The following is a 22,377-nucleotide window of genomic DNA, read 5'->3' on the forward strand; positions in this document are numbered from 1 at the left end:
GCCGGTGCGGCGCGCCGCACCGGCCGTGCGGGCCTCAGCCCGACCAGGCCTCCCACAGTCGGGCGTAGTCCCCGCCGAGGGTGATGAGCTGCTCGTGCGTGCCCTGCTCGACGACCGCGCCGTCGGCCATCACCAGGATCCGGTCGGCGACCCGGGCCTGGGAGAGGCGGTGGGCGACGATGATCGTGGTGCGGCCGCGCGCGACCTCGAGGGCGGCCCGCTCGAGCACGCGCGCCCCGGAGGAGCCCTCGTCGGCCGTGGCCTCGTCGAGGATCAGCACCGCCGGGTCCTGCAGCGAGACCCGGGCGAGGGCCAGCTGCTGGGACTGCTCGGCGGTGAGCCGCTCGCCCTTCTCGCCCACCTCGGTGTCCAGGCCGCGCGGCAGGCGGTCCACCCAGGCGAGCGCCTCCACCCGGGCGAGCGCCACGCGCAGCAGCTCGTCGGAGGCGTCGGGGGCGGCCAGCTGCAGGTCCTCCCGCAGCGTGCCGCGGAAGACGTGCACGTCCTGGGAGACGATCGAGGCGTGGCGGCGGATCGACTCGAGATCCGCCGCGGCGAGGTCCGCGCCGCCGTGCAGCACCCGGCCGTGGCGCGGCGCGAGGGTGCCTGCGAGGATCGCGGCGAGCGTGGACTTGCCCGCCCCGGAGGCGCCGACGAGGGACACCGTCTCCCCGGGCGCGATCTCGAGGTCCAGCGGGCGCAGCACGATCCGCTCCCGGCCGTCGGCGTCCTCGCCGTAGGCGTGGGAGACCTGATCGAGGCGGATCGAGGCGTCAGCCGGCACCTGGTCCCCGGGGGAGACGGCCGGGTCGATCGAGGTGATCACCCCGACCATCCTCGCGAGACTCGCGAGCGCCGACTGGACCTCGTCGAGGTTGAAGATGACCGCCATCATCGGCCAGAACAGGGTCACCAGGTACACCGCCGCCGCGGTGACCAGCCCGACCGGCGCGGTCCCCGTCTGCACCAGTACGAAGCCGACGCCGACCACCATCGCCAGCGCCAGGTTCTCGGGCACGTTCAGGCCCATCACCAGGCGGCTCACCAGGCGCATGACGCGCATGTTCAGCAGCGCCGCGGTCTCCGAGAGCACCGCCACGTGCCGGGTCTCGCGCCGCTCGATGCCGTAGGCGTGCACGGTGGGGATGCCGTGGATCGCCGAGAGCAGACCCTGGGCGCGGGCGCCCATCGCGATCCGCTCCCGGCGGTAGATCGGTCCGGTGCGGCGCAGGTACCAGATCGCGGCCAGCACGTACATCGGCACGATGATCACGACCATCAGCAGCAGCCACGGCGAGAGGGTCGCCATGCCGCCGAGCGTGATCAGCACCAGGAAGCCGAGCTGGATGAGGTTCGGGACGAGGTTGTTCACCGCGCGGGCGGCGACGTCCACGTCGTCGGCGACGCGGGAGAGGGCGTCGCCGATCCCGGTGCGCTCCATCGTCTGCGCGGGCAGGTCCAGGGCTCGGTCGATCACGTCCTCGCGCATCGAGGCGAGGATCCGCTGGCCGAGCGCGGAGATCATCGACCATCCCGCCGCCATCAGCACGGCCTGGACGATCCCGACGCCCAGGATCCGCAGCCCCAGCGACCACACCTCGGCGCTCGAGCCGCCGCCGGCGACCACGTCCACGGCGGAGCCGATGAGCCGGGGCAGGATCGCGGCGGCGACCGCGCCGCCGACGGTGATCAGCAGCGTCGCCGTGGTGGACAGCCAGTGCTCCCGCAGCCGCGCGAGCATGAAGCGCAGCGAGGCGCCGGGGCCCGCGATGGGCAGCAGCTGGGCGTGCTCGGCCAGCTGCCGCCGTGCGGTCGTGTCGTCGCCGAGGACCTCCTCGAGCGGACGGTCCCAGTCCAGGCCGGGCGTGTCCCGAGCGCTCATCGCCGCACCACCTCCCGGTACTGCTCGTGCCCCATCAGATCGGTGTGCTCCCCCTCGGCCGTGATCCGCCCGTCGCGGACGAAGACCACCCGGTCCGCGGCCTGCAGCAGCGCCGGGGCGCGGGTGACCAGGAGGGTCGCCCGGTCGGTGCGGTGCCTCGCCGCGACCAGCGCCTCGGCGATGTTCTGCTCGGTCACGGCGTCGACCGCGGTGGTCGGGTCGTGCAGCACGAGCACGGGCGCGTCCGCGGCGACCGCGCGGGCCAGTGCGATGCGCTGCCGCTGGCCGCCGGAGAGGTTCGCGCCGCGGTCCAGGATCCGGGTGTCGTAGCCCTCGGGCAGGATCCGCAGCAGGTCCTCGGCCCCGGCGGCGTGCAGGGCCGCATCGGCCCAGGCGTCGTCCCCGTCGTCCACGCCGCCCTGCTCGGGGGCGCGGGTGGCGAGCTGCTCGCGCAGGCTGCCGTCGAAGAGGTCCACGACGTGCGGCTCGACGAGGAGGTCTGCCCGCAGCCGCAGCCGGCCCTCGGGCGTGATCGCGGTGGTGCCCACCCGTGCGCCGGCGTCGACGCGGCCGCTGACCGCGTCGATCACGTCCGCGGCGTCGGCCGGGTCGGCGCAGGCCAGCGCCACGACCTCGCCGTCGGCGACGGACAGCAGCGGCAGGTGCAGCCCGCCGGCCGCGCCGCGCCGGCCCAGGCCCTGCTGGCCGCGGTCGTCGCGCCGGGTGGTCAGCACGTCCAGGCCCAGCTCGGGGTCGTCGACCGTGCGGCCGAGGTCGGTGTAGAGGTCGCGCACGCGCCGCGCCGAGGTGGACATCCCCGCCCACCACACGGGCGCTCCGGAGAGGCCCTGCAGCATCCCCATGACGTAGCGGGCCACGCCCACCACGGCGATGAGCACGCCGAGGGACAGGGCGCCGTCCAGGGTCCGCAGGGAGGCGAGCACCACGACCGCGGTGAGCATCGTCCCGGTCACGAGCGTCGTGAGCCCCGAGGAGAGGCCCGAGTAGCGGGCGTTGACCAGCGCGGCGTCCAGCGCGACGCGGGAGCGCCGGCGGTAGGTGGCCCGTGCCCGGCTCTGCACGCCCAGGCCCTGCAGCACGCGCAGGCCGTGCACGAGGTCCGTCGCGGTCGCGGCGGCCTCGGCGGCCTGGGACTGCTGATCGTCGTAGCGCGCCGACAGCGTCGGCGTGATCACCCAGATCACCACCACCATCACCACGATGCCGAGCAGCATCGCGATCCCCAGCCACAGGTCCATCGCGGCGAGATAGGCGGTCGCGCCGAGCACGGCGAGGACGGAGGGGATCACCCACGGGACCATGTCCATGACGTCGGAAGCCTTGTCCGCATCCGAGGTCGCGATCGAGAGCACCTCCCCGGCCGGTCGGCGCACCGTGCGCGAGCGAGGGTCGAGCACCGCGCCGGTCAGGCCCACTCGCAGCCGGTGCCGCTGGTACATGACCGCCTTCTGCGAGAGCAGGAAGGTCCACACCCACAGCAGCACCCCGAGCACGCGCAGCAGGATCAGCCCCGCCGCGCCCAGCACCGTCAGGGGCAGGTCGCCGGCGAGGATGCCGCGGTCGATGATGAGGCCCAGCACGATCGGCATGAGCATCTCGACGCCCTCGGACACGGTCGCCAGCGGCAGGATGATCGCGAGGTCACGGCGGTGGTCGCGCAGGATCGAGCGCAGCACGCCGGGGGCGGGGCGCGCTGCGGAGGAGGTCGCCGCGGACGCGGCGGAGGAGGAGAGGGGCACTCGTCCGATCCAACCCTCCCCGGCCCCGGGGTGCAACGTGTTTTCCCGGGCCGTGACCGGTCAGGCGCACTCCGCCCGCGCCGGTGCGACAATGGGGGCTCGTCCGTCCCCGATCCGAGGAGAATCCGTGAGCGCCCGTCGCGTGGAGCTGTTCGTCGACCCCGTCTGCCCGTACGCGTGGATGACCAGCCGCTGGCTGCTCCATGCCGCGCAGGTGCGCGAGGTGGAGCCCGTCTACTCGGTGATGTCGCTGTCCGTCCTGAACGAGGGGCGCGACGTGGACGCCGGCTACCGGGAGATGCTCGACGACTCCTGGGGACCGGCCCGGCTCGCTGTCGCGATCGACCGTGCCGAGGGGAACGAGGCCTTCGCGCGCTGGTACACCGCCTGGGGCGAGCGCTTCCACGTCGGGGGCGAGAACGAGGACCGCCGCGCCACCGCGATCGCGGCGCTCGCCGACGCCGACCTGCCGGCCTCCCTCATCGACGCGTACGCCCCGGTCGCCGGCGACGAGACCGACCTCGCGCTGCGCGCCTCGCACGAGGGCGCGATCTCCCGCGTCGGCGACGACGTGGGCACGCCGGTGATCTCCTTCGGCGAGGGCACCGCGTACTTCGGCCCCGTCGTCTCCCCGGCCCCGCGCGGCGAGGAGGCGGGCAAGCTGCTCGACGCCCTCGCTGCCCTCGCCTCGATCGACGGCTTCTACGAGCTCAAGCGCTCCCGCACCGGCGGCGTCGACCTCAGCTGACCCCTACCCCCTCACGACAGGAAGACATCCACGACATGCGAGTGCACATCGGCACCGATCACGCCGGCTTCGAGCTGAAGAACCGCCTGGTGGCGCAGCTGGAGAAGAAGGGCCACGAGGTCACCGACCACGGCGCCCACGAGTACGACGCGCTGGACGACTACCCGCCCTTCTGCACCGACGTCGGCGAGGCGGTCGTCGCCCAGCCCGGCTCGCTCGGCATCGTGATCGGCGGCTCCGGCAACGGCGAGCAGATCGCGGCGAACAAGGTCGCCGGGGTGCGGGCAGCGCTGGTGTGGAACGAGGAGACCGCGCGCCTGGCCCGCGAGCACAACGACGCGAACGTGATCTCCGTCGGCGCGCGCCAGCACTCCGAGGAGGAGCTGGAGGCGCTGATCGACCTGTTCCTCGCCGAGCCGTTCTCCGGCGAGGAGCGCCACCAGCGCCGCATCGACCTGGTCGCCCGGTACGAGACGACCGGCGGCTACACGGAGGGCCAGGGCACCGGCGCCGACGCGCGCTGATGCCCGAGGGCCACACCGTCCACCGGCTCGCCGCCGCGTTCGCGCGAGGTTTCGGCGGCCAGCGGGTGCGCACCTCGAGCCCGCAGGGACGCTTCAGCGACGCCGCAGCGCTCGACGGCTCCGTGCTGCTCGGCGCCGAGGCGGTGGGCAAGCATCTGTTCCTGCCCTTCGCGCCCTCGGCCGAGATCGACCCGGCCGACCCCGCGGTCCGGCACGTCCACGTCCACCTGGGCCTGTACGGCTCCTGGACCTTCGCGGGCGAGCCCGGCTTCGTCGACGCCCACGCGATCGGCGCCCCGCGGCTGCGCGTCGGCGAGCGGGAGGAGGCGATCTCCGAGCAGGCGGACTGGCGGCGGATCGTGCCGCGCGAGACGGTGCGCCTGCGCATCGCCGGCCCCCGCGGCCTCGCCGATCTCACCGGCCCCACGGCCTGCGAGGTGCTGGACGCGGAGGGGCGGCAGCGGGTGCTGGACCGGCTCGGCCCGGACCCGCTGCGCCCGGACCCCGACGGCTCCGCGCGGCGCCGCTTCGTCGAGGGGATCCGGCGCTCCCGCAGCACGATCGGCGCGCTGCTGATGGATCAGAAGGTCGTCGCCGGGATCGGGAACATCTACCGCGCCGAGCTGCTGTTCCGGGCGAGGCTGGATCCCTTCGTGCCCGGGCGCGATCTCACCGCCGGGATGTGCGAGGAGATGTGGGAGGACCTCGTCGCGCTGATGGCCTACGGGGCGCGGACGGGGCGGATCGTCACCACCCAGCCCGAGCACCGGCAGATCGAGGCGCGGATCGTCGAGCGCTCCCGCGGCACCCGCCAGAACGGGGACGAGGACCCGGACGTGGTGCCCCGCGAGGAGTCGTTCTACGTCTACCACCGACAGACCCTGCCCTGCCGCCTGTGCGGCACGACGGTGCGCTCCGGCGAGATCACGGCGCGCACCGTGTTCTGGTGCCCGCGCTGCCAGCGGGTGCGCAGCCGCCGCGCGGGCTGGACCCGCGAGAACCCCGCCGCGCCCTGGGCGCTCGAGGTCTGATACGGCCCGTGATGCGCACTGCCCCCGCGAGTCCGACTGCCGTCCAGGTGCTGGAGGCTGTGCGTCGGACCTGGCTGCCCGAGGCCGAGCAGGCGATCCACCTGCCCCTCGGGTTCGGGGCGCACCACTGGAGGATCGAAGGCCCCGATGGGCCGACGCTGTTCGCGACGCTCGACCGTCCTTCCCCCACACGCTCGGCAGACAGCTTCACCGCCGCGTATCTCGGCGCACGGGAGCTCCTGGCCGGAGGACTGCCCGGGGTGCTCGCTCCGTGCGCCGACGTGGAGGGACGCGTGACGATCCGCCTCGACGGCGCCCTGCTCAGCGTCACGCCCTGGCGGGAGGGCCGCACGCCGACGGAGGCCGAGGCCGAGGGGACCGGGCATGCTCGGCGCGTCTCCGCGCTGCTCGACGGCCTCCATGCCGCCCGGGCCCCGGAGGTGCTCCGTCCGTGGGCCGCGTGCGTCGGCCCCGGTCTCGCTGCCCGGCTCGAGGAGCGGACCGGCTCGGCCTGGACCACGGGACCGATGGGGGAGACGGCCCGCGCTCTGCTCCGCGCCGCGGCGCCGCGGATCCGGGAGATCGAGCAGCGCTACCGCGAGCTCGTCGCCCTCGAGAGCACCCGCGCTCACCGCAGGGTTCCCACGCATGGGGAGCCCCATCACGCCAATCAGCTGCTCACGGCGGACGACGGGCTGCTCCTCGTGGACTGGGAGCCCCTCGCCCTGGCCCCCCGGGAACGCGACCTCGCGGCACTGCCCCCCGGGGCTCCGCGAAGCGCGGGGAGCGGACCCCGCGATGAGCGAGCTGTTCAGGATCGAGTGGACGCTCAGTGAGGTCGAGGAGTACATGCGCTGGTTCAGCGCCCCGCACATGGCCACTGAGGACGACGAGATCGCGCTGCGAGGGCTGCGGGACGAGCTGACCTAGGATCGGCCCCATGAGCCGCTCCGCGCTTCCCCCGCCCCCTTCGACGATTGCCGAAGGGATGCTCGAGCGGGAGGACGGGAACAGGATCTTCTGGGACGAGGCAGGGACCCCGGACGGCGTGCCCACCCTCTACCTGCACGGCGGACCGGGCGGACGGCTCACGCCGGGACATCGCCGGAACGTGCCCGAGGACCGCGCTCGGATCATCGCCCTGTCACAGCGCGGGGCGGGGCGCTCGACCCCGTCGGCCGGGGCTCCGGGCCCCGTCGACCTCTCCGCGCTGACCACCGCGCACCTGGTCGCCGACCTCGAGGCGCTGCGCGAGCACCTCGGAGTGGCCGCCTGGATCGTGCAGGGCGTCTCGTGGGGCAGCACCCTCGCCTACGCCGAGGCGCATCCGGAGCGGGTCCTCGGCGTCGTCCTGTTCGCGGTCACGAGCACCTCCCGGCGTGAGGTCGACTGGATCACCGAGGGCGTCGGCGCGCTCTACCCCGAGGCATGGAACGCCTTCGCCACGTTCGCCGAGGAGTGGACAGGCTTCGACCGCCGCGACCGCTCTCCGAAGCGGCTGCGCCTGGTCGAGGCCTACCGGCGGATGCTCGTCGCCGAGGACCCCTATCTCGTCGACGCCGCCGTGCGCGCCTGGACGACCTGGGAGGACGCGCACATCGCGATCGGCGGAGGCGGCCCGTCCGAGCCGTCCGCGCCCCCGCGTGACACCCCGGTCACCGAGCACGAGCGCGGCTTCGCCCGGCAGGTCACGCACGTCTGGGCGCACGACGGCTTCGTCGCCGACTGGGCGGTGCCCTTCGGCGCGGCACCGGGCTCGGGGCTGCTCGGAGGGATGCACCGCCTGCAGGGCATCCCGGGCGTGCTGATCCACGGCCGCCGCGATGTCTCGGGACCGACGCTGACCGCCTGGGAGCTGCACCGCGCCTGGCCCGGCAGCGAGCTGATCGTCGTCGAGGAGGAGGGGCACGGCGGGCCGATCATGGCGGAGCACTGGTGCGAGGCCATGGAGAGGCTGGTCGACGGCGCGCGCCGCGCCCGCCCGGTCGTATCCTGACGCCCATGCCCGACCAGCCCGCCGTCCCGCCCGACCTGCACCGCGCCGTCCTCGACGACGTCCCGGTCCGCACCCTCTACCTGCTCATGAAGCTGCGTCAGGACGTCTTCACGATGGAGCAGGGCGCGACCGATGCGGATCTCGACGGCCGCGAGCTCGAGGCAGGCACCGAGCTGCTGTGGATCCAGGAGGCGGGGGAGCCGATCGCGCATCTGCGCCTGCTGCGGGAGGCCGACGGGACGGTGCGCATCGGCCGCGTCGCGGTGCGAGCGGACCGACGCCGCGGCGGCCACGGCAGGCGCCTCATGGTCGCGGCGCTCGAGCGGGCCCGGGAGCTCACCCCGAGCGCCGAGGTGCACCTCGACGCCCAGGCATATCTCGAGACGTGGTACGCCTCGATGGGCTTCGAGACCGTCGGCGGGATGTTCCTCGAGGCCGGGATCGAGCACGTGGCGATGGTGCTCAGGCCCGACGGGACTCGATGAGCTCCACGATCTCGTCTCGCTCGAAGTAGCGCGCCGTCGCCAGTCCGCTCGGCTCGCCGATGTCCGGGTCCGCGCCCGCCTCGAGCAGCGCCTCGGCGACCTCGGTGAAGCCCTTGAACGCGGCGCCGGCCAGCGGGGACTGTCCGCGGTCGTTGAGCAGGTCCACGTCGGCACCGCGGGCTGCGAGCTCGCTCACCAGGGCGGCATGGCCGTGGTAGGCGGCGAGCATGAGCGGGGAGTTCCCGGCGCCGTCGCGAAGGTTCGCGGGAGCGCCGCGGTCGAGGAAGGCGCGGACGGTCGCCGCGTCGCCCTGCCGGGCGGCGTCGAGCAGGGCGTTCGCGAGCTCGATGAGGGCGGGATCGAGGGAGTCGTCGGTCATCGCCCCAGGGTATTACGCCGCGCCGACGAGGAGCTCCGCGAGCAGCGGCCAGATCAGCAGCCCCGCCGCGATGGCGATCCCGGCCAGATCCGCGGGGCCGACGGGGCTCGGCTCCGCCCAGGTGCGCCTGGTCGCGGTCGCGAAGCCGCGGGAGTCCATCGCGAGCGCCTGCTGCTCGGCGCCCCGCAGCGTGTCCACGAGCAGGGCGAGGGTCGCGCCGGCGAGCAGGCGCGGGGAGCGGGCCCCGCCCAGGCCTCGACGGGTGCGGGTCTCGACGATCGTGGACCACTGGCGGCCCAGGTGGGAGACGCGGACGAGCGCGGCGACCGAGGCGGCGACCGGGCGGCCCGGCAGGTGCAGGCGCTGGGCGAGCGCGTCCCCGAGAGGGGTGGGGCGGACCGCACCGAGGGCGAGCACGCCCGGGGCGACGAAGGCGGTGATCCGCGCGGCCTCCTTCAGACCCACGAGCCAGGCCTGGGCCGACAGCGCCGGGGCGTCGCCGAGCAGGGCCGTGGTCCAGGCGAGCCCCGCCGCGGAGAGCAGGATCGGGGCGAGCCGCAGCGCGGCCCCGGGCAGGGAGCGGACCGCGAGCGGGGCGAGCAGCGCCGTCGGCGCGAGGGCGAGCAGACCGCCCTGCCAGCTCTGCACGGCGAAGGAGCCGATCGCGGCGAGGATCCCGATCAGGCACAGGGTCAGGGGGTTCAGCGCGTCGGCGGGGATCCGGCGGGGTGCGGGCGTCGCCGCGGCGTCGGGGCGCGGGGCGGGCAGCGCGTGTTGGTCGTCGGCCGCGGCCACGAGCAGCTCGTCATGGCTCGCGGCGAGCACCGCGCAGCCCCGATCCCGCGCCTCGCGCAGCAGGTCCAGCACCTCGCGGCGACGGCGGGCGTCCAGTCCGACGGTCGGCTCGTCGAGCACGAGCAGGGCGGGGCGCTGGGCGAGGGCCGCGGCGATCGCGAGGCGGCGCTGCTCCCCGCCGGAGAGCCGGTGGGGGTGGGCGCCGGCGAGGTGGGCGAGACCTGCCCGCTCGAGCAGCTGCTCGGCGAGGGCCTCGTCGCTCGCCCAGGGGGAGGCGCGCAGCTCCTCCCGCACGGTCGCGGCGACGAAGGAGTGCTCGGGGTCCTGGGGGACCAGCGCGATCCGGTCGGGGGCGGGGCGCTCCACCTCCCCGTGCTCGGGGGTGCGGGAACCGGTGAGCAGGCGCAGCAGGGTCGTCTTCCCGGCTCCGCTGGGCCCGGTGAGCACGGTGAGCCGCCCGGCGCGCACCTCGAGCTCCTGCGGCGCGGTGAGCCCGCGGTCGGGGACGGTCACGCCGCGCAGCGCGGCGACGATCTTCCCGTCGGCGCTCGTGGCACGAGTGCTCGTCGTGCCTGCCGTGTCCGGGGCGCCGACCGCCCGCTCCTCGAGCACTCCTGCCCTGACGAGGGTCTCCCGCTGCTGCGCGAGCACCTCGCCCGGCGTCCCGTCGGCGAGGATCCGCGCCTGCGGGCCCAGCACGATCAGCCGGTCCGCATGGGGGAGCCAGGGCTCGATCCGGTGCTCGGCGATGACGAGGGTCGCCTCGCCCGCCGCGTCGAGGATCGCCGTGCGCACCTGCTCGGCCGTCGGCGCGTCGAGCATGCTCGTCGGCTCGTCCAGCAGCAGCAGCTCGGGATCCAGGGCGAGGGAGCCCGCGAGCGCTATCCGCTGCTGCTGCCCGCCCGAGGCGTCCAGCGGGGCGCGCGCAGGATCGAGGTCGACGCGCGCGGCGGCGAGGGCGCGGGAGGAGTGCTCGTGCAGCGCGGGGCGGGGGAGCGCTGCGTTCTCCGGGCCGAAGGCGGCGTCGCGCCCGATCGTGGCGCCGACGAGGGCGTGCACCGGGTTCTGCAGCAGCAGCCCCCGCTCGCCGGGCCGTGCCGGGGCGGGCAGGAGCCCCTCGCCCTCCCCGTCCTCGGGATCGAGCAGGCCCGCGAGCGCCCGCAGCACGGTCGACTTCCCGCTGCCGCTCGCCCCGGCCAGGAGCACCCGCTGCCCGGAGGGGATCTCGAGGTCGAGCCCGTCGATCGTCGGCTCGCGGCGCGAGAGGGGGCGCCACCGCAGGCGCTCCACGCGGAGGCCTGCGGTGCTCGGGGCGCTCGCCGGGGCGATCCTGTGCCGCCCCTCAGACGGCCGCGGCCCGGGAGTGCTCCCGGCCCGCGGCCAGGGAGTCCACCGCACCGGTCGCGACCAGCGCGCGGGTCGCCGCCCAGCCCAGCACGCCGCACAGCAGCGCCCCCGAGAGCAGGAAGAAGGCGAGCATCGTCCCGGAGAAGGCCCAGCTCATCTCCTGGTAGTAGGCCAGCTTCTCCCAGCCCCATTCCAGCAGCGCCGCGAGCACCCCGCCCAGCACGGCGACGGGCAGGGTGAAGCGACGGTAGCGGGTGAGCAGGAAGGCGAGCTCGACACCGCCGCCCTGCATGAGGCCGGAGACCGCGGTGCCCCAGCCCCACTGGCTGCCCAGCAGCATCGACATGACCGCCGCGATCAGCTCCGCGAGCAGCGCCGCGCCGGGCTTGCGCACGATCAGGCCGGCGAGCATCGCGGGCAGGAACCAGAGCCCCGCGAGCAGCCCCTCGGCGGGCTTGAACGCCGCCGTCAGCGGGCCGATCAGCGTGTACAGCTGGCCGTAGCCGAGGAAGGCGACCCCGAAGGCCGCCCCGATCAGCACGGTCACCAGCAGATCGACGGTGCGATAACGAGTCATCACGTCTCCTCCCAGATGATGGAAGGGGCGTGGCGCGCCGGAGGCGCACCACGGAAGTCCCGACTCCCTACGCCGGTGCGAGCCGGATCAGGTTCGAGGGTCTGCGCAGGTCCGCGCACTCTCAGCACCGCTCGGTGCTCCCCTGTCAGTGGATGACGAGGACCGAGTCTAGCCCAGGGACGGGCCTCAGCGGCGTGAGCGGATCGCCTGGTCGATCGCTGCGGCGGTCGCGGCGGGGTCGACGGGGGAGAGGATGTAGCAGGTCCGCTCGCGCCCGATGATCTCGACCAGGGTCCCCGGCCGGGTGACGAGCATCCGGTAGGGCCGCTGCATGTCGGCGAGGGTGAAGATCTTCCGCTCGCCGACGGGCGTGAGCTCCTCGGGCTTGGGGGTGATCGCCTTCCCGCGCCGCCAGCCGTAGCCGCCGAGCGTGACCCCCACGCGCGAGGCGGGCAGCTCGCGCAGCTGCACGGTGCGGAAGTCCGCCAGCGGCCAGGTCGCCCGCGGCAGGAAGCCGCCGAGGCTCACGGTCAGCCCGCGCTCGTCGACCACGAAGCGGGTGGCCTGCCCCATCCACGTCCACAGCGCCAGCAGCGCGAAGACGGCGAGCGCCGCGACCGCGCCGGGCACGGAGCCGCGCTGGACCAGGAGCCCGGCCAGCACCGCCCCGGCCCCCAGCGTGATGGCGATGCGGGTCCAGCCCACGGAGGAGGGCGCCGTCCGGCCGACGTGGAAGGGCGGCTCGGGCCTCACCAGATGCTCACCCGCTCCTCCGGGGCGCGGTACATGCCGTCGCCCTCGCGCACGTCGAAGGCCTCGTGGAACTCGTCGAGATGCCCTGCCACGGCGTTGCAGCGGAACTCCATCGGGGCGTGCGGGTCCACGGCCAGGCGCCGGATCGCCTCCTGCGGACGGTTCCGGCCGCGCCACACGGTCGCCCAGGACCAGAACACGCGCTGCAGGCCTGTCAGGCCGTCGATCTCGCGCTCGACCTCGGCGGCGTCGTGGCTGCTCAGGTACGCCTTCACGGCGATGGAGAGCCCGCCGAGGTCCCCGATGTTCTCCCCGATGGTCAGCGCTCCGTTGACGAGATGGGCGTCCTCGAGCTCGCGCGGGGACAGCTCGGAGTACTGCGCGACGAGGCGTGCGGCGCGCTCGTCGAAGGCAGCGCGGTCCTCGTCGGTCCACCAGGAGACGAGGTTCCCCTCCCCGTCGTACTTCGAGCCCTGGTCGTCGAAGCCGTGGCCGATCTCGTGCCCGATGACCGCGCCGATCCCGCCGAAGTTCACGGCGTCGTCGGCCTCCGCGTCGAAGAACGGGGGCTGGAGGATCGCGGCGGGGAAGACGATCTCGTTGCGGCCGGGGTTGTAGTACGCGTTGACGGTCTGCGGCGTCATGTGCCACTCGCCCTCGTCCATCGGCCCGCCGACCTTCGAGAACTCGAAGTCCGCCTCGAAGCGGCGCGAGGCCCGCACGGAGGCGACGAGGTCCCCGGGAACGATCTCGAGACCGTCGTAGGTGCGCCACGTCTCGGGATAGCCGATCTTCGGGGTGAAGCGCTCGAGCTTCTCGAGCGCCTTCTCGCGCGTGGCGGGGGTCATCCAGTCCAGCGCCCGGATCGAGTCGCGATAGGCGTCCATGAGGGCGTCGACCAGGGCGGTCATCCGCTCCTTGTGCGCGGCGGGGAAGTGGCGGGCGACGTACTCGCGGCCGACGGCGAAGCCGAGGGCGCCCTCGACGAGGGCGACGCCGCGCTTCCACCGCTCCCTCAGCTCCTCCGCGCCGGAGAGCACGCGGCCGTTGAAGTCGAAGTCCTCCTGGACGAGCGCCGCGGGGAGATAGGGGGCGTAGGTCGAGACGGTGTGCAGCGCGAGCCAGGTGCGCAGCACGGAGAGGTCCTCGTCGGCGAGCAGCTGCGCGGCGGCGGAGACGAACTCGGGCTGGCCCACGGAGACGACGTCGAAGGCCGCCGCGGGCGCGCCGGTGCCCTCGACGTAGGCGTCCCAGGGGAAGGCGGGGGCGAGCTCGCGGCGCTGCGCGGCGTCCATGGGGTTGTCGGACTTCTCCCGGTCGCGCAGGCGGACCACGTCGACGTGGCAGGCCGCGAGTCGGGTCTCGAAGTCCTGCACCGCCGCGGCGACGTCCTGCGCGGTGCCCTCGACCAGGCCCGGCCGGCCGGGCAGCTCGGCGAGGCGGGCGAGGTTCGCCAGGTGCGCGGCGTAGGCCTCGCGGGTCTCGGCGTGGTGCTCCTCGCGGTAGTAGGACTCGTCCGGCAGGCCGAGGCCGCCCTGGTGGAGCTTGACCTGGTACTGCGAGGAGTCGTGGTCGTCGGTCCACACGTAGGCGAGCACCGCCGAGGCGCCCGAGTCGGGGGCCGCCATCAGGCGCACCACCTGGTCGAGGTCGTCGGCCGTGCCGATCGTCTCGAGCAGCTGCTCGAGGCCGGAGAGCCCGGCGGCCTCGATCGCCTCGGTGTCCATGAACATGCGGTAGAGCGTTCCCACCCGGGCGTGGTCGGTGGTCGGGATCGGCGGCTGCTCCGCTCCCCTCGCTCCCTCCGGGGGTGCTGCGGCGACGTCGGCGGCCGCCTCCTCGACGATCTCCCGCACCCGCTCCTCGGACAGGTCGCGCAGGGCGTGGAAGGCGCCGTCGCTCGACCGGTCCGCGGGCATCACGTGCTCGGCCAGCCACCGGCCGTTGACGTGGCCGAAGAGGTCGTCCTGGAGACGGGTCGAGGGGTCGACCTGCTCGAGGTCGAGTCCGGAGGGGAGGGCAGCGGTCATCATCGGCTCCTGCGAGGTGGTGGTCAGCGGGTCAGAGGGAGAGCAGCCCGATCGTGGCGAGGACGAGCGTCAGCGCCCCGAGCGCGAGGGGCGCGTAGGCCCAGGGGCTGCCGGCGCGCTCCGCAGGGGGGCGGCGGTGGAGGACGAGGGTGGACAGGCCGGTGCCGATCGAGAGGACCGTGGTGCCGATCGCGAGGACCGGCGAGAGGATGACGAGCACGGTGGCGCCGACCTGGAACATCACGGTTCCGAGTACGTCCAGCAGACGCATCACCACGGTCGAACGGGCGCCGACGCGCTGGTCGAGCAGGGTCGAGACCGCCTCCTCGGACCACTCGCCCGGGCGGGCGATGCGGCGTCGTGTGGAGACGGTCTGCGCCGTGGCGAGCGCGAGCCACACCAGGGCGCAGCCGGCACCGATCCAGACCCCCAGCTCGGAGCGGATGCTCGCGGGCCACAGCACGAGCGCGAGCAGCAGCGCGGCGATGCGCAGCACCTCGTCGACGATGCTGCGTACGGCGACGAGCCCCGGGTTCACGGCGAGCTGGCGGCGGGTGCGGGCGACGAACAGGCTCGTGGCCACGAGCGAGACGAGCTGGAGCGCGCCGAGGCCGATGCCGAGCAGCAGCGGCACCGGGGTCACCGGGGCGAAGGGCAGGATCGCCACGAGCAGCACCACCGCGATCGCGGGGATCAGCAGGGCCTGGATCGACAGGCCCTTGACGAGGTCCCGCACCAGGTCCGCGCCGGTGGGCGGATGGTCATGACCGGTGTGGTCGTGAGGGTCGTGGGGGTCGTCGCAGTGCGGGCGGGACTCCGCAGGGGTGTCGGTCATGGAGCTCCTTCTCGGGTCCCCACCAGGGTAACGGGGCTGGCGCGGAGCTGACCTGTGGAACCATGGATGCGTGAGGACCCATGAGAACCATTCCCGTCCGCCCGGGCTGACCGCGGCGCAGCGGCAGCGGGCGGCCGGCGCCGTCGTCGCCGCGGCGACCGGTGACGCGCTCGGGGCGCCCTACGAGTTCCAGGCCCCGGTGGTCGACTCCGAGGAGATCGACATGATCGGCGGCGGGGTGCTGGGCTGGCAGCCGGGGGAGTGGACCGACGACACCGCGATGGCGATCGTGGTGCTGGAGGCGTCCCTGGCCGCCTCCGACTGCCATGACCTGCGGATCGAGTCCGCGCAGGACCACATCGCGCGCGAGTGGTACTCGTGGTCGCTGGGCACCCCCGACATCGGGAACCTCACCTCGTACGTGCTGCGCAGCGCGGCGGACATCGGCCGGGAGGCGGGGCACTACGCGCCCCGCGCGATCGACTTCCGGGCCGCGGCCGCCGCCGCGCACGAGGAGCATCCGACCTCGGCGGGCAACGGCTCCCTCATGCGCGCGCACGTCTCGGTGCTGCCCTATCTGCTCTCCCCGGACGCGGATGCGGCCGAGGCGATCGCCTCGGTGTGCCGCTTGACACACGTGCATCCGGACACGGTCGAGGCCTGTCTGCTGTGGGGCTTCGCCGTGCGGCAGGCGATCCTCACCGGCGAGCTCGACGTCCGGGTCGGCCTCGAGCAGCTCGAGCCCGAGCGGCGCGCGCTGTGGCTGGACCGGATCGAGGAGGCGGAGGAGTCGACGCCGGTCATGTTCCGGCGCAACGGCTGGGTGGTCGGCGCGTTCCAGGCGGCGTGGGCGGCGATCACCGGCGTCGGGCCGATCCCCGAGGGGAAGTTCGCCCAGCGCGACGCGCTCGTGGCGGCGCTCGAGGCCGCGGCCCGGGCCGGCTACGACACCGACACGGTCGCCTGCATCACCGGCTCCCTCATCGGCGGAGCGCTCGGCTACAAGGCTGTCCCGCCGGAGTGGCGCAGGGTTCTGTTCGGCTGGCCCGGCTACGAGGTCGATGAGCTGAAGGGCCTGGTCGAGCGGGTCCTCGCGCCCTTCGTCGTGGATGAGGAGCGTGCATGAGCGCGAGCTGGGACCTGCGGATCCTCTCCTGGAACATCTGCGAGCTGCGCGGTGACCTGCACGCGCTGATCGAGGCGGTGCAGGACCTCGACCCCGACGTCATGCTCGTGCAGGAGACGCCGCGCTTCGTGCTGCCCTCCGCGCGCCTGGCCTGGTTCGCGCGGTCCGTCGGTCGACGGATCCTCGTCGGCGGCGCGGGCGGGCGCGGACTGGCGCTGCTGGCGACCGAGGACGTCGCCGCCCAGGTGATCCGTCGCGGCATGCACCCGGTCGCGCAGGAGATCACGGATCTGAACTCGACCTATCCCCGCGGGGTCGCGGCGGTGCGGCTGTCCGTGCCCGGGGGCGGCGCGGTCGTGGTCTCCTCGCTCCATCTCGCGCTGCAGGAGGACAACCGGCTGCGCCACGCCGAGCATCTGACGGCGCTCGTGCGCGGCGCGGGGGCGCCGGTGATCGTCGGGGGCGATCTGAACGAGACCGCGGACGGGCCGGCGCGGCAGCTGCTGGAGGGCGTGGTCCGGGACCCGGCCGACCAGTCCGAGCACACCTTCCCCGCGGCCGGTCCGGTGCGCCGGATCGACGCGGTCCTCGTCGGCGACGGGGTCCGGGTGCGGCAGGCGCGCGCGGTCCGCTCGACGGCGCGGGTGAGCGAGGAGCGGCTGGCCCACGCCTCCGACCATCTGCCGACGCTGCTGGACGTCAGCCTCTGAGCCCCGTGCGCAGCGCGACGACGTCGTCCTGCCCGCCGACGTGGCGGATCGCGAACCCGCCGCCGACGGGACCGAGGAGCGTGAGCTGGGTCCGATAGGCGTCCACCGCCTCCCGCACCGCGTCCCGGGCGCCGGGGTGCTCGCGGGTCGTCGTGCCCGGGCTACCCGGATCGCTCGCGATCTGCACCAGCGGCACGCCTGTGCGCGTGCTCGCGGCCACGGCGAGGTGATGGGCGCGGACGTGGTCGGGATGACCGTAGGTGCCCTCGTCGTCGTAGCCGATCAGCACGGCGGGGCGCACGTGCTCGACGAGCGCGACGAGGTCGTCGGCGGCCTGCTCGAGCGGCGCGAGGGAGAAGCTGTCCTCCCCCGCGTCGGGGGACGGGCCGGCGAGCCCCTCGCGCACCCAGGTCATGCCCGAGTCGCGGTAGCGGCGCGGGGCGGCGCCGGGGGCGAGCGCGGGGGCGGTGCCGAGCCAGTGCCGCTCGGCGATGCCGAGCGCGGCGGTCGCGGCGTCGATCTCCTGCTCGCGGATCTCCTCGAGCGCGCGCCGGTCCCCCTCGGCGACCGCGCCGGGCACCACCTCGCCCTCCTCCCCGCGGGTGGCGGTGACGAGCACGACGCGGGTGCCGGAGGCGGCGAGAGCCGCGAGCAACGCCCCGGTGGAGAGCGACTCGTCGTCGGGGTGGGCGTGGACGGCGAGGATCGTCGACGCCTCGTCCAGCAGCTGCCAGGGATCGGTGCTCATGCGCGCTCCTCGACGAGCCGGCGGCAGAGGGAGGCGAGCGCCGTCGCGGTCGTCTCCCAGATGCGGGTGGAGGCGAACTCCCGCGCGCTGCGGACCGCCTCGGCGTAGCGCTCCCCGTCCTCCAGCAGCGCCTCGAGCGATTCGGCCCAGACGTCCGGGTCGCGGGTGGCGAGCAGGAGGCCGTCCGGGGCGACGGCCTCCTGGACCCCGCCCGCGGAGCGCCAGGCGAGGACCGGGGTGCCGCTGGCCTGCGCCTCGAGGGCGACCAGGCCGAAGGTCTCCGACCAGCTGGTCAGCAGCAGCGCACCGGCGCAGCGCATCGCCTCGGCGAGCTCGTCGCGGTCCAGGGTGCCCACGAGCTCGACCCGGTCCTCGACGCCGAGCTCCCGGGCCAGCTCCCGCAGGGAGTCGAGATACTCCGCGAAGGCGGGTGCGGCGGAGCCGGCGAGCACGAGGCGCGCCCCGAGCGCCGGGTCGAGGCGGGAGAGCACCTCGAGCGCGAGGTCGGGGCCCTTGAGCGGCTCGATCCGGGCGGTGAACAGCAGCGTGGGCCGCAGGCGGCGGGCGCGGTCGTCCTCGCAGGGGCGGAAGCGGTCGATGTCGACGCCGGGGCGCACCACCGCCAGGCGCTCGCCGGGGACGCCGTAGCGCTCGACGACGGTGCGCGCCTCCGCATCGGAGACGGCGACGACGAGGTCGGAGCCGGTCGCGGCGAACTGCTCCCCGGGGATGCGCCCCTCGGACTCGGCCGGCTCACCGGCCTCGAGCGTGGAGGAGCCCTCGGGGGCGGCGACGGAATGGAAGGACTGCAGGTGGGGCAGGCCCAGCTCGCGTGCGGCGGGCAGGGCGGCGACGCCGCTGAACCAGTGGTGGGAGTGGACGACGTCGTACTCGCCCGCGGCGAGGTGCGGGCGGAGCTGCTCGCGGAAGGGTCGGATGGTGGCGTCCATGTCGCCCTTGGCGACCGGCGCGGCGGGCCCGGCGTCCAGGTGGAGCAGGCGCACGCCCTCGGCGACCTCGATGATCGCGGGGGCGCCTGGATCGCGGCGCCGCGTGAACAGGTCCACGCGGTGGCCCAGGCGGGCGAGGGCCAGGGACTGCTCGAGCACGACCACGTTCATGCCGCCGGCGTCGGCGCCCCCGGGCTCTGCGAGAGGGGAGGTGTGCAGGCAGACCGCGGCGATCCGCAGGGAGGTGGCCGTCATGGACGCCATCCTAGAGGGCCGGTCCGGGCCTGGTCGCCGCCCGCTGTGCAGGGCCGCTGTTCGCCCGTGACGAAAACGGACGCGGCCTGTGTCACGGGAAGTTGAACTGGGAATGAGCATGGTGGAGCCTGACAGGCATGGACACGGCGGAAAAGGTTGACTGGGCGGCGCTGAACGCCCATGCCGCGGGCCGTCCCGCCCGTCGGCTCGTGGCGAAGGCGATCCAGGCGGCCGGGGGTGACCGCCATCCCGGGGTGGTGCTCGACCTCGGCGCCGGTGCCGGGGCCGATTCCCTGCAGTTCGCCCGGCGCGGCTGGCACGTCCACGCCTACGACAGCGACGACACGCTCGCGGCCCGCCTGGTCGAGAACGAGCGGATGAGCGGCTCCGTCACCTTCCACCACACCGCCATCGAGGACGTCGAGGCCTTCCCTGCCGCGCAGATCGTCTACTCGACCTACACCCTGGGCCTGCTGGGTCCGGAGGCGCTGCCCGAGGTGTGGACCAAGCTCGTCGACACGCTCCCGCGCGGCGGGGTGATGGCGGTGGACTTCTTCGGCACGAACGACTCCTGGGCGGAGCTGCCCGACGTCGCGACGCTGCGGCTCGAGGAGATCGACGCGATGTTCCGCGACTTCCACGTCATCGACCGCTCGGTCCGGGACGAGGACGGGCGCTTCCTCGCGGACAAGAAGCACTGGCACGTCATCACGACCCTCGCCCGGAAGGTCCGCTGAGCGGCGCACCGCCGAGCAGGCGGTCGCGCAGGGGCGCGCCGGTCTCGAGCATCGCCAGTCGCATCATCATCGCCGAGCCGAGCCGCCAGGCCTGGCCCGGCAGCGTCCGCCGCAGGGCGTAGCTCCGGAGCGCGGCGGACGGCCCGGGTGCTTCTGCGAGCGCCTCCGCGAGCGCGGCGGCATCCGCGAGGGCGGTGTTCGCCCCATGGCCGAGATTGGGAGCCATCGCGTGCGCCGCGTCGCCGAGCAGCACGGTCCCCTCGCGCACCGGCAGCACGGCCGGGGCGGTGTGGATGCCGTGGACGAGGGTCCGCTCGGGGGCGGCCGCCGCCAGCACCTCGTCGATCGCGGGGCGGTGACCACCCACCACGGTGCGCAGGTGCTCGAGGCTCGCCCGCGTGGTCGGGGTGCGGTGCTCGGGGATGCAGGCGAACCAGTTCGTCCCGATCCCGGCCAGCGGCGTGATGCCGAACAGCCAGCCACCGCCCCAGGTCTCGGAGATCTCGGGCGGGGGAGCGTCGGTGGTGCCGCGCAGCACCGTCATGCCGTGCGAGCGGGCTGCGGGTCGCCCGGGCCAGCCGGAGCGGCGCACGAGCGAGTGGACGCCGTCGGCGCCGATCAGCAGGTCCGCGCGGTCGCGCAGGGGGCGCACGTCCTGGATCCGACGCGTCTCGGTGCGGACCTCCACCGGCAGCGCCTCCTGGAGGAGACGGACGAGCACGGAGCGGGAGAGCAGCAGTGCACCTCCGGAGGGGAGGTCGGCGAGCACCCGGCCGTCGGCGGCGCGGAGGGTGCCGCGCTCCGGTGCGGCGGCGAGCTCCTGTGCCGCCTCGAGCACGCCGAGCCGTCGGAGGACCTCCTGCGCGGGGCGGAAGAGCCCGAGCACGGTCCCGACGGCGGGGATCACGAAGCGCTCGTCCAGCAGCTCGACGCGGTGGCCGGTGCGGGCCAGGAGCGTCGCGGCGGCGAGCCCCGCGATCCCTGCGCCGAGGATCGTGATCTGCAGGGGCTCGCCCCGCAGGGTCGGAAGCGGTCTGTCCATGGCGTGCTCCTCGACGTCCTCGGTGACATGTCCTGGCGGGACGGTGGCGTGCCCGTCGCGCCGGGGCGCATCGAGCCTATGCGGCAGCGTCCCCGCGGTCACGGGGAGCGGGCGGGTCGGATCCCTCCGCGGCGGGGATGATCGGCGGACCCACGCTCGGCGGCGAGGAATACCCGACGGCGCCGTGCGGGCTGGTCCAGCGGTGTCCGCCCGGGCGCCCGGTGCCTGTGGGCCCCTCCTCCAGCGGGGTCACCTCCCACAGCCCGAGCTCCTTGGCGAGGTTGCAGCGCACGCACAGTCCCTGCCCGTTCTCGAGGCTGGTGGGGCCGCCGCGATGGTGGGGGAGGACATGGTCGATCTGACGGATCACAGCATTGCACCAGGGGGTGCGGCAGGTGACGTCCCGGAGGCGGATGAGGCGGGAGAGACCGACGGGGAAGGTGCGGGCCCGTGATTCCATCGCCACCAGCTGCCCGCTTCTCGGGCTGCGGTACAGCTGACGGAAGACGGCCGCGGCCTCGTGGTCGGGATGCTCCTCGGGGCTGCCGACGATCGTGCCCGGCGGTCGGCCCTGGAGGGTGTCGGTGATGACGTGGGCGGGGATCGTGCCGTAGCCCTCGAGCAGCGCGCACTCGCTCTCGTCGCCGCGTCCGAGCAGAGCCGTGTCGGTGATGACGATGCCGAGATCGAGTCGCGGGCGCGGGGTGGGGGCGCCGGGGTCCTGGCCCGTGGTCTCGGCGCGCAGCACCGCCTCGACCAGCAGATCCGCCTCGAGGGCGCGTGCGGGGGTGCGGGAGCCGGCCGCACGCTGCGAGGCAGCGCGCGCCTCGAGGGTCTGCATCATGGCCGTCGCATCGAGTCCGGGCAGCACGGCGCTGAGCCGCGCCATGCCGTCGGCCAGCGGGGTCATCGTCACGTGCCGGGCCCTCGCCGTGCGCTCCGCCCGGTCCCGGGAACCGTCCGGCTCGAGCTGCTGGATCATCGCGCGCAGGTCGGAGGCCAGGCGCCTGCGTCCACGCCCCTGCAGCGCCTCGGGGGCCTCGGCGATGAGCCGGTCGATCCGGGCACAGGTCTCCGGGCTCGCGCCGTCGAGCGTCGTCGCCACCGTCGAGGCCTGCTCGGCGGTGAGGCGGCCGCTGCGCAGCACCGAGGAGGTGCCCGGCAGCTGTGCGACCAGCCTGCGCGCCGAGGCGAGGGAATAGGAGCCGGCCGAGGGGGAGACGCGCCGGGCGAGGGCGATCTCGTGGCTCGCCCCCTTCCCGCGGCGCGAGGCGGGGACGTCGCGGTCGGCGTCGGACCGGGTGATCCGGCGTTCCGCCTCCACCTGCCAGCTCGCATCGAGGGCGGCGAGCGAGGAGCGCAGGTGGTCGAGCCCGGCGAAGACGGCCAGGGCCTCCTCGGCGCTGTCCGGAGCGGTGTCCGCCAGCGGGTCGCGCGTGGAGCGGGTGGAGGTGGCGGCTGCGAGGGTCGCCGTGAGGATCTCGGCGAGCACCCCGCGGGCCGAGGCCGCGGCCTCGAGACCCGCGAGCTGCGCCGCGGCCCGGTCCAGCGCGTCGCTCGTCGCGCGGGCGCCGGACGACGGCGGGGCTGCGCCCGGGCGGGGATCGCCCCCACCGGGGCGGTCCCCGTCGGCCTGCTGCGTCCTGTGCTCCATGCCTTCGATCGTA

General features: G+C 74.5%; 22 protein-coding genes and 1 riboswitch. Of the genes, 10 read left to right on the top strand and 12 right to left on the bottom strand.

Going from position 1 to position 22,377, the window contains the following annotated elements:
* Nucleotides 1–34: 34 nt before the first annotated feature.
* Both D1648_RS06645 and D1648_RS06650 read right to left on the bottom strand, forming a co-directional pair.
* Nucleotides 35–1,882 (bottom strand): ABC transporter ATP-binding protein, encoded by a 1,848-nt coding sequence (locus tag D1648_RS06645; protein ID WP_122939988.1) that lies wholly within the window; start codon nucleotides 1,880–1,882, stop codon nucleotides 35–37.
* Nucleotides 1,879–3,642: an ABC transporter ATP-binding protein gene (locus D1648_RS06650; RefSeq protein ID WP_122939989.1), complete on the bottom strand. Its 1,764-nt coding sequence runs from the start codon at nucleotides 3,640–3,642 to the stop codon at nucleotides 1,879–1,881. Before D1648_RS06650 ends, D1648_RS06645 begins: the two co-directional genes overlap by 4 nt.
* Nucleotides 3,643–3,769: 127 nt before the next feature.
* Here D1648_RS06650 and D1648_RS06655 point away from each other — a divergent pair, with 127 nt between their 5' ends.
* From D1648_RS06655 to D1648_RS06680, 7 genes are read left to right on the top strand one after another with little or no spacing between them, the layout of a single operon-like run.
* A complete protein-coding gene (locus D1648_RS06655) occupies nucleotides 3,770–4,390 on the top strand; it encodes a disulfide bond formation protein DsbA (RefSeq protein ID WP_122939990.1) in 621 nt (206 codons plus the stop codon).
* A 35-nt stretch (nucleotides 4,391–4,425) separates the two neighbouring features.
* Nucleotides 4,426–4,914: a ribose-5-phosphate isomerase gene (locus D1648_RS06660; protein ID WP_122939991.1), complete on the top strand. Its 489-nt coding sequence runs from the start codon at nucleotides 4,426–4,428 to the stop codon at nucleotides 4,912–4,914.
* The gene (locus tag D1648_RS06665) at nucleotides 4,914–5,945 is read left to right on the top strand and encodes an Fpg/Nei family DNA glycosylase (protein ID WP_122939992.1); all 1,032 of its coding nucleotides are present in this window, start codon (nucleotides 4,914–4,916) and stop codon (nucleotides 5,943–5,945) included. Before D1648_RS06660 ends, D1648_RS06665 begins: the two co-directional genes overlap by 1 nt.
* A gap of 11 nt (nucleotides 5,946–5,956) precedes the next feature.
* Complete coding sequence (locus D1648_RS06670; RefSeq protein ID WP_206424780.1) at nucleotides 5,957–6,781, top strand: phosphotransferase; 825 nt, start codon at nucleotides 5,957–5,959, stop codon at nucleotides 6,779–6,781.
* Entirely contained in the window at nucleotides 6,744–6,875 is a 132-nt protein-coding gene (locus tag D1648_RS18385) for a hypothetical protein (RefSeq protein WP_255414279.1), read from the top strand. Before D1648_RS06670 ends, D1648_RS18385 begins: the two co-directional genes overlap by 38 nt.
* 10 nt (nucleotides 6,876–6,885) lie before the next feature.
* Nucleotides 6,886–7,941, top strand: a complete 1,056-nt coding sequence (locus D1648_RS06675; protein WP_122939993.1) for an alpha/beta fold hydrolase — start codon at nucleotides 6,886–6,888, stop codon at nucleotides 7,939–7,941.
* A 5-nt stretch (nucleotides 7,942–7,946) separates the two neighbouring features.
* Nucleotides 7,947–8,426, top strand: coding sequence for a GNAT family N-acetyltransferase (locus D1648_RS06680; RefSeq protein WP_122939994.1), 480 nt, complete (start codon nucleotides 7,947–7,949; stop codon nucleotides 8,424–8,426).
* Here the strand turns inward: D1648_RS06680 and D1648_RS06685 are convergent.
* The 6 genes from D1648_RS06685 to D1648_RS06710 all read right to left on the bottom strand — a co-directional run bounded on the left by D1648_RS06685 (nucleotide 8,404) and on the right by D1648_RS06710 (nucleotide 15,142).
* Nucleotides 8,404–8,805 (bottom strand): ankyrin repeat domain-containing protein, encoded by a 402-nt coding sequence (locus D1648_RS06685; RefSeq protein WP_122939995.1) that lies wholly within the window; start codon nucleotides 8,803–8,805, stop codon nucleotides 8,404–8,406. The genes D1648_RS06680 and D1648_RS06685 overlap by 23 nt on opposite strands.
* Before the next feature lie 12 nt (nucleotides 8,806–8,817).
* The gene (locus D1648_RS06690) at nucleotides 8,818–10,890 is read right to left on the bottom strand and encodes an ATP-binding cassette domain-containing protein (protein ID WP_241155376.1); all 2,073 of its coding nucleotides are present in this window, start codon (nucleotides 10,888–10,890) and stop codon (nucleotides 8,818–8,820) included.
* A gap of 52 nt (nucleotides 10,891–10,942) precedes the next feature.
* Complete coding sequence (locus D1648_RS06695) at nucleotides 10,943–11,524, bottom strand: ECF transporter S component (protein ID WP_122939996.1); 582 nt, start codon at nucleotides 11,522–11,524, stop codon at nucleotides 10,943–10,945.
* Between the two features lie 47 nt (nucleotides 11,525–11,571).
* A riboswitch (TPP riboswitch) is annotated at nucleotides 11,572–11,678 on the bottom strand.
* Between the two features lie 32 nt (nucleotides 11,679–11,710).
* The gene (locus tag D1648_RS06700; protein ID WP_122939997.1) at nucleotides 11,711–12,277 is read right to left on the bottom strand and encodes a hypothetical protein; all 567 of its coding nucleotides are present in this window, start codon (nucleotides 12,275–12,277) and stop codon (nucleotides 11,711–11,713) included.
* Nucleotides 12,274–14,310 carry a M13 family metallopeptidase gene (locus D1648_RS06705; RefSeq protein ID WP_122939998.1) on the bottom strand — a complete coding sequence of 679 codons (2,037 nt, stop codon included), beginning with the start codon at nucleotides 14,308–14,310 and terminating at the stop codon, nucleotides 12,274–12,276. Before D1648_RS06705 ends, D1648_RS06700 begins: the two co-directional genes overlap by 4 nt.
* Before the next feature lie 28 nt (nucleotides 14,311–14,338).
* Complete coding sequence (locus tag D1648_RS06710; RefSeq protein ID WP_122939999.1) at nucleotides 14,339–15,142, bottom strand: hypothetical protein; 804 nt, start codon at nucleotides 15,140–15,142, stop codon at nucleotides 14,339–14,341.
* A gap of 70 nt (nucleotides 15,143–15,212) precedes the next feature.
* Between D1648_RS06710 and D1648_RS06715 the strand changes: the two genes are divergently transcribed.
* Nucleotides 15,213–16,268 (top strand): ADP-ribosylglycohydrolase family protein, encoded by a 1,056-nt coding sequence (locus tag D1648_RS06715; RefSeq protein WP_122940000.1) that lies wholly within the window; start codon nucleotides 15,213–15,215, stop codon nucleotides 16,266–16,268.
* On the top strand, nucleotides 16,265–16,978 hold the full coding sequence (locus D1648_RS06720) for an endonuclease/exonuclease/phosphatase family protein (protein ID WP_122940001.1): 714 nt from the start codon (nucleotides 16,265–16,267) through the stop codon (nucleotides 16,976–16,978). The genes D1648_RS06715 and D1648_RS06720 overlap by 4 nt, the downstream gene beginning before the upstream one ends.
* Here D1648_RS06720 and D1648_RS06725 read toward each other — a convergent pair.
* Together D1648_RS06725 and D1648_RS06730 are read right to left on the bottom strand one after the other, a co-directional pair.
* Nucleotides 16,968–17,726 (bottom strand): PIG-L family deacetylase, encoded by a 759-nt coding sequence (locus D1648_RS06725; protein ID WP_122940002.1) that lies wholly within the window; start codon nucleotides 17,724–17,726, stop codon nucleotides 16,968–16,970. The two genes, D1648_RS06720 and D1648_RS06725, sit on opposite strands and share 11 nt — an antisense overlap.
* Entirely contained in the window at nucleotides 17,723–18,931 is a 1,209-nt protein-coding gene (locus D1648_RS06730) for a glycosyltransferase (RefSeq protein ID WP_122940003.1), read from the bottom strand. The genes D1648_RS06725 and D1648_RS06730 overlap by 4 nt, the downstream gene beginning before the upstream one ends.
* 137 nt (nucleotides 18,932–19,068) lie before the next feature.
* Here D1648_RS06730 and D1648_RS06735 point away from each other — a divergent pair, with 137 nt between their 5' ends.
* The gene (locus D1648_RS06735) at nucleotides 19,069–19,668 is read left to right on the top strand and encodes a trans-aconitate 2-methyltransferase (protein WP_122940004.1); all 600 of its coding nucleotides are present in this window, start codon (nucleotides 19,069–19,071) and stop codon (nucleotides 19,666–19,668) included.
* On the opposite strand, the gene D1648_RS06740 is transcribed toward D1648_RS06735, so the two are convergent.
* On the bottom strand, nucleotides 19,640–20,710 hold the full coding sequence (locus D1648_RS06740; protein ID WP_122940005.1) for an FAD-dependent monooxygenase: 1,071 nt from the start codon (nucleotides 20,708–20,710) through the stop codon (nucleotides 19,640–19,642). The genes D1648_RS06735 and D1648_RS06740 overlap by 29 nt on opposite strands.
* A 76-nt stretch (nucleotides 20,711–20,786) precedes the next feature.
* Nucleotides 20,787–22,364, bottom strand: coding sequence for an HNH endonuclease signature motif containing protein (locus D1648_RS06745; RefSeq protein ID WP_122940006.1), 1,578 nt, complete (start codon nucleotides 22,362–22,364; stop codon nucleotides 20,787–20,789).
* Between the last annotated feature and the right edge of the window lie 13 nt (nucleotides 22,365–22,377).

This window comes from Brachybacterium sp. EE-P12 (assembly GCF_003711805.1).
In the GTDB taxonomy this organism is placed as follows: domain Bacteria; phylum Actinomycetota; class Actinomycetes; order Actinomycetales; family Dermabacteraceae; genus Brachybacterium.